The sequence below is a fragment of the Sphingomonas sanguinis genome (genome assembly GCF_001476905.1).
Taxonomy (GTDB): Bacteria; Pseudomonadota; Alphaproteobacteria; order Sphingomonadales; family Sphingomonadaceae; genus Sphingomonas; species Sphingomonas sanguinis_B.
Window position 1 is genome coordinate 1 of the sequence record NZ_LDTE01000059.1, and the last position, 6,419, is coordinate 6,419.

At 60.5% G+C, this 6,419-nt stretch carries 5 protein-coding genes and 1 pseudogene; 4 read left to right on the forward strand and 2 right to left on the reverse strand.

Translation table 11 applies throughout. The annotated features are described in order from the left end of the window. Together SB4_RS19560 and SB4_RS10035 are read left to right on the forward strand one after the other, a co-directional pair. Positions 1-105, forward strand: a pseudogene (locus SB4_RS19560) (IS5/IS1182 family transposase); the annotation flags it as partial. A 519-nt stretch (positions 106-624) separates the two neighbouring features. Then, on the forward strand, positions 625-1,257 hold the full coding sequence (locus SB4_RS10035) for a tyrosine-type recombinase/integrase (RefSeq protein ID WP_058752472.1): 633 nt from the start codon (positions 625-627) through the stop codon (positions 1,255-1,257). A 575-nt stretch (positions 1,258-1,832) separates the two neighbouring features. Here SB4_RS10035 and SB4_RS10040 read toward each other — a convergent pair. Beyond that, positions 1,833-2,303 (reverse strand): group I truncated hemoglobin, encoded by a 471-nt coding sequence (locus tag SB4_RS10040; RefSeq protein ID WP_058733508.1) that lies wholly within the window; start codon positions 2,301-2,303, stop codon positions 1,833-1,835. Position 2,304: 1 nt separating this feature from the next. After that, on the reverse strand, positions 2,305-3,177 hold the full coding sequence (locus SB4_RS10045) for a DUF3034 family protein (protein ID WP_153006164.1): 873 nt from the start codon (positions 3,175-3,177) through the stop codon (positions 2,305-2,307). Between the two features lie 145 nt (positions 3,178-3,322). On the opposite strand from SB4_RS10045, the gene SB4_RS10050 reads away from it, so the two are divergent. Beyond that, the gene (locus SB4_RS10050) at positions 3,323-3,856 is read left to right on the forward strand and encodes a methylamine utilization protein (RefSeq protein WP_241488575.1); all 534 of its coding nucleotides are present in this window, start codon (positions 3,323-3,325) and stop codon (positions 3,854-3,856) included. Further along, positions 3,856-6,180 (forward strand): putative bifunctional diguanylate cyclase/phosphodiesterase, encoded by a 2,325-nt coding sequence (locus SB4_RS10055; protein WP_058752474.1) that lies wholly within the window; start codon positions 3,856-3,858, stop codon positions 6,178-6,180. The genes SB4_RS10050 and SB4_RS10055 overlap by 1 nt, the downstream gene beginning before the upstream one ends. Positions 6,181-6,419 lie beyond the last annotated feature (239 nt).

The window sequence follows — 6,419 nt, forward strand, 5'->3', positions numbered from 1 at the left end:
TTCCATCTCAAGGACTTCCGCCGTGTCGCTACCCGCTACGATAAACTCGCCGTCAACTTCCTCTCAGGCGTCGCCATCGCAACCGCGCTCGCATTCTGGCTCTGATTGAGTCTCAGCCCTAAGGCCATAGTGGGCTATGGGCATTATGCCGTTCCCTGACCTTTAGCTGGCCATGCCTCGAAGTCGCGTGTCTGCACGCACTTGCAATGCTATTTGCGATGTGTGGACCGCTACGTAAATGTGCTACGTAGAGCGTCGACTCGGTCATCAAAAAACGGCAGAAAACTGCGGTTTTTTGGATATGGTCGGGGAGACAGGATTCCTGACCTAATTTTACCGCGCGCTAAGTCATTGATTTTACGTCGCCGCGCAACCCGTCTGCCAGCGAGTTGCACAGTGATGGGTACAACAGGGTGTGCAGGTATACAAGTGATCGAACGCCACGCAGCGGGAAACCGAAGGCGGTACAAAGACCCAATCCCGGTCATTTATAGAATTCCTAGGCGTGCCCGATATCGGCCATTCGTTCAGCATTACCACCGGCCAATCAACCACGTTTCCGAACGATCGGTTTACTGCGTCTGCGTAAGCTCGACTGGCAATTTGGCCCGATGGAGATGATCGATGGGTCATTCGTCGATGGACCCTGCCTTTCACGAACTCCGGCCCTGGAACGAGGGCCGGCTGATCGGTGCAAAGCGCGCTCTGAAGCAGCAACAGGTCTGGGCTATTCGCTTCTGGCTCGACCAGCATAGACGACTGCGTGATCGAGCGCTGTTCGACTTCGCCATCGATAGCAAGCTGCGCGGCTGCGACGTGGTCAGGGTGCGGATCGGAGATATAGTTTCTGGCGGGCGCGTCCGTGACCGCGCCGTCGTGGTTCAGCAGAAGACCAGACGGCCAGTCCAGTTCGAACTGATGGACACGGCACGCAAGACAATGCGGGCATGGCTGGAGCGTCGTGGAGGGACACTGAACGACTTCGTATTTCCGAGCCGAAACGACTATATGGCCCACATGAGCACCCGGCAATATGCCCGCCTCGTGCACGAGTGGGTGGTCGGCATCGGCCTTCCGGCTCAGGATTATGGTACACACTCGCTTAGGCGCACGAAAGCGTCGATCATTTACAAGGCGACCGGGAACCTTCGCGCCGTTCAGATTCTGCTCGGCCATGCCAAGATCGACAGCACAGTGCGCTACTTGGGCGTTGACGTTGAGGATGCTTTGGATCTGGCGGAACGCACTGAGGTCTGAGCGACCCAAGAGGCGACATTCGAAGGTGCCAGACCGCTTCCCGCTTTCTGCCATTCGTTCATCTCGCAAGGCCAGGGCAATAACTCGAATGCTGGCTGGCTGCATGTCACCTATGGTAGAAAAAAGTGGCCTGTCCGCTTTCGGAGGCCGACGGCAAAAAGTACAAGTTCATTCGAGCAGTGGGGCGGTGGAGGCGAACGCCTACCGATGGCAGATCACAGGCTGACCGCTATCGTACGGTGAGACGGCGTAAGCGGCCTTTCGTTCCTGCGCTCGATTAGCGTATGATAGCCAGCGGGCGTCGAAATTGGTCTATCTATTCGGCCTCGGACAGGGACGTTGAATGAGGAGTCTTGGGCCCGGTCTTCATATCCTCAAACATCGCCCGATTGCGCCACTTCGCAACCATATTCGGGTTGATCCCCACCTCCCGGCTCTGCGTCGCGAGCGAAACTTGTGATCGCTGTATTGCTGCTCGGAGGGCGTGCGTGGTCGTGGCGTACCTCTCCCATACGGCTTCCTTCCATTCCCACGAAAGGATCGCACCATCAAACCTTGGGCTCAGACATCTGGATTTATCGTGTAACGACATCTCGGTGCATCGGGGCGAGCTTTGCCAGTAGCCGGTTCTGCGCCGCAAAGGGCACGTGCTCTTGACGCATGGCCGCCTGCAGATTTTCGACAAGCGCTGCCATGTCGGCCTGTTGGATGCCCATGTCCTTATGCGCGGCGGTCATGTCGCGGCCGGTATAGGAGCATCCGCCGCCTAGTATGTAGCAGAACTGCTCGTTGAGGGTACGCCGCAGCCGGACCATGTCGTGATTGCGGAAGATGTCGCTGATGCGCGGATCGGCCTGGCTACGGGCGATCAGGCCGTCGACGATGCGCGCTACCCCCGGCGCACCGTGAAAGGCCTTCCATAGCTTGTCATTATTGAACGGGACGGCACCGGCATTCGCGTTCGATGGGCGATAGGCGGGGACCGGCTCTTCCTGTGCGGAGGGGGCGGCTGCGGCCTGCAGGAAAAGAAGGGCGGCGATCAGCATGTCAAAAGGATCCCTGGATCGAAAGAAACGCGCCACGCTGTTTGCGGACGGTGGCAATATCGCCGAGGTCGACATAGGCGGCGGTCAGCGACACATGCCGGGCCACCGCCCAGGCGGCGAAGACGTCGATCGCCTTTTGCTCGCGCGCGAAGCCGAGATTGTTCGGCTTGGTCCGTAACTCGCCGCCGACGACGAGGCGCCGGGACAGCATGTAACCCGCCGATCCCTCGAATTGCGGGCGGTAACGGTCGTTCCGGTCGCCACCAAAGCCCAGCAGTCCGAATTGGTTGGCCTTGGTCATCCGCATCGTCGCATCGAGAACGAGGCTCTGCGACAGCAGGATTTTCGTGGCCGATAGAGTGAAGTCGGTGCCCGTGTCGCTGCGCCCGCCGATCGCATGGATGATCGCACCGCGATTGGCCCGCTTATGTTGCACGCCGATCGTGATCTGGGGAAGCCAGCGATCCTGATCCCACACCGCATCGCCGGCGATCCGCACCTTGGCGCCGAAGATATCCTGTCCGAAAGTAAAACTCTGGCCCAGGCCAAGAGTCGCACCGGCACTGCGCGTGTCGAACCGCTGACGGGTATAGGACAGCTCGACCCTGTCATGAATGCCGATCGCGCCGCCGAAGCTCGTCAGGTCGAAATCGGGCAAGGCGACCACCGTCGCATGGACCGTTCCGCCGATGCCGTTGCGCGTCTCATTCCCGGCAATCACCGCCCAGCTTGCCAGGCCGCCGCCCGCCGCACCGTCGACGCTGGTGACGCCGTTGGTCAGCAGCAATTTCCCGCCGGTACGGTATTCCTCCGCCATCACGGGGCCTGAATAGGCCAGGAGGGCGGCGCTTATGACGTATCGAATCCAACTCATGCGGGGCGTCATCGCCCAAAATGAACAATCTTAAGTTAATAAGATTTTGTTTACGGTTGGGAAACCAGAAGATCGTAAGCCGTCGGCCATGGTTAGACTGTCCATTCTAGTCTCATTGGCCGTCCTGCTGGTCCCAGCGAGTGCCTTGGCAGCCCCGGTCACGGTCCAGATTGTCGGCGCCGATGGCCGGCCGCTGGCGGGGGCGATCGTGACGGTGACGATGCCGAACACGCCCGCGCCGGTTCCGCACGGAAGCTATGCGGTGGGGCAACGCAATATCCAGTTCGATCCGCAGGTCCTGATCGTGCCGGTCGGGGCGACGGTCCGCTTTCCCAATTTCGACAAGGTCCGACACCATGTCTATTCCTTCTCGAAGCCCAAGAAATTCGAACTGAAGCTGTTTGGCCAGGACGAAAGCCGCAGCGTCGTGTTCGACAAGCCGGGGGCGGTGACGCTGGGATGCAACATCCACGATGCCATGAATGGCGTCGTCTATGTGACGAACAGCCCCTATACGGCGCAGACCGACGCCAATGGCCGCGTCCATATGAACGTTGCCGCCGGAACCGGGCGCATCACCGTCTGGCACCCCTCGATCCGATCGGCCGGAAATCAGCTAGAACAGGCCGTGACGATCGGCGGGGCGGGTCTTTCCACCAGTCTGCACCTTCGCCGATAATGATCCGGCTGCCGCAATTTCGCACGCTCCAGACGCGGTTGACGGTCCTTTATGGCGGGTTGTTCGTCGTCGGCCTGATCGTCCTGGCGGTGCTGGCGCAGGTGATGATCGAGCGGGGGGCGCGTGCGTCGGCCACGGATGAACTCATGACCAGCGCGTCGGTCTACGATCGGCTCTGGGACGAGCGGGAGCGGGCGCTGGCGGGGGCGGCCGATGTCGTGGCGCGGGACTTTGGTTTCCGAAGCGCGGTCGCCAGCAACGACGTCGCGACGATCGCTTCCGCGCTCGATAGCCTGAAGGTGCGCGCGCATGTCCCCTATGCCGTTCTGGTGACCGGTGATGGCACGGTCATCGGCAATGCCGGCCAACTCGGTACGGGCATCGTCGCTACGGTCCAGGCCTTTGGGAGGGAGCGCCGTGACGGCGTCGTTGCCAAAGATGGGCTGGCCTATCGGGTCGTCACCGCGCCGATCCTCGCGCCCAACGAGATCGGGCGTATCGCGTTCGTCGTACCACTCGATGCCCGGGAGTTGCACCAGCTCGAGCGGCTCTTTGCCATTCCGATCAATGCGACGATCCTGATCGGCACGGATAAGGGGGCATGGCGGATCGGCGATGTGATGCTGCCGGCGAGTGCGGAGCGGATGGTGGCGACGGTCCGCACACCCGTCGGACGCAGCTACGCGATGGTCCGCCCGCTTGCTGGGCCGGACGGGTCGGCTCAGGTTGCCCTCCTGCTATCCTATCCCATCGCGCGGGCCATGGAGTCCTATCGTTCGATCCAGATCGGGCTCGTGATCGCCGGGGTCGTGTGGCTCGTCCTCATCGTCCTGGGTACCCGGCGGTTGGCAGGCGGGATCGCGAAGCCGATCGCGGCCCTGGATACGGCGGCCCGGCTGCTCGAAAATGGGGAGCGGCATGAAGTCGAGGTGGTCAGCCAGGACGAGGTTGGCCGGCTGGCATCATCGTTCAATCGGATGTCGCTGGGTATCAAGGAGCGCGAGCAGCGCATCTCGCATCTGGCATTCCATGATGGCCTGACCGACCTGCCGAACCGCGTCTTCTTTCAACAGGCCCTCGACCAGGCGGTGGCACGCGCGCAGCGGCTGGGCGAAGAAGTCGCAGTCCTGTGTCTGGATCTGGATGGTTTCAAGGGTGTCAACGACACGCTGGGCCATCCGGTCGGCGATGCGCTTCTGCGCGATGTCGGCCAGTTGCTGTTGCGGTTGGCCGACGGCGCGATGGTCGCACGACTGGGCGGAGACGAGTTCGCGATCATCGTTGGCGTAGAGGCCCATTCCGAACGCCCCCGGCGGCTGGCGCAGGCGATCGTGAAGGCGCTGGCCGAGCCGTGGGACGTAGTCGGCCACACGACCATAATTGGCACCAGTGTCGGTATAGCCATTTTCCCGACCGATGGTCGCGACGGCATGACCTTGTTGAAGAATGCGGACTTGGCGCTTTACCGGGCCAAGGCCGATGGTCGGGGCGGTTTCCGCTTTTTCGAGCAGTCGCTGGACGAGGCCGCGCGCCGTCGTCGTCAGATCGAGACGGATTTGCGCGTCGCGATCCGGTCTGGGGATCTGCGCCTGCATTTCCAGCCGATCGTCGCGGGCGACAATGGTGCGATCAAGGGGTTTGAAGCGCTACTGCGGTGGCCGCACCCTCAGCGGGGTTATATCTCGCCAGCGGATTTCATCCCGATTGCCGAAGAATGCGGCCTGATCCTCCAGATCGGCGAGTGGGTGATGCATGAAGCTTGCCGGATCGCGGAGGCATGGCCGACGCATATCCGCATCGCGGTCAATGTCTCGCCACTCCAGTTCCGCGCAAAAGGCTTCAGTGCGATCGTGCTCCAAGCCTTATCCAAAAGTGGTTTGGCTCCGGAGCGGTTGGAAATCGAGATCACGGAATCGGTCTTTTTGGACGGCGAGTCCAACGTCCTTCAGATCCTGCACATGCTCAAGTCGCTCGGGGTGCGAATAGCGCTGGACGACTTCGGGACGGGATATTCCTCGCTTAGCTATTTGCGATCTTTCCCTTTCGACAAGATCAAGATCGATCGCTCATTCGTTACTAACGTGGCCGACGATGCGACTGCCGCAGCCATTGTCAAAGCGATCGTCGACCTCGCAACCGCGCTGAAGATGGATACGACGGCAGAAGGAGTCGAAGACGATCGACAACTCGCCCAACTTCGCGAGAATGGATGCACGACGTTGCAGGGGTATTTATTTAGTCGTCCGGTTACTGAAGTAGACGCATTGAATCTACTGTCATATACAGGTCGCGGGAAGCAAATTTCTGGTTCATTGGCGGGGTAAAATACCTGATTTGTCGTCCCGGTATATCGTAGCTCAAATTTACGATGAACCAGACCGGCTCATTCGCCAAGATTTGACAATACGTTCTGAGGGCGGAAGCGCGCGGCCATCCTTCCCAACGTGAGTCTGGGAAGCTGCACCGGCCCTTGAGCGATTGCCAAGATTATCGCGAAACCCGACCGCATTTCCCGTCATATCCCAGACCGGGAAACCGGGCTGATTTAGGGTCCAAACCCAAT

Bases quoted from the DNA above. Each gene is read 5' to 3' on its own strand.
- SB4_RS10035 (WP_058752472.1), top strand. From the start codon at position 625: ATGGGTCATTCGTCGATGGACCCTGCCTTTCACGAACTCCGGCCCTGG.
- SB4_RS10040 (WP_058733508.1), bottom strand. From the start codon at position 2,303: ATGCTGATCGCCGCCCTTCTTTTCCTGCAGGCCGCAGCCGCCCCCTCC.
- SB4_RS10045 (WP_153006164.1), bottom strand. From the start codon at position 3,177: ATGAGTTGGATTCGATACGTCATAAGCGCCGCCCTCCTGGCCTATTCA.
- SB4_RS10055 (WP_058752474.1), top strand. From the start codon at position 3,856: ATGATCCGGCTGCCGCAATTTCGCACGCTCCAGACGCGGTTGACGGTC.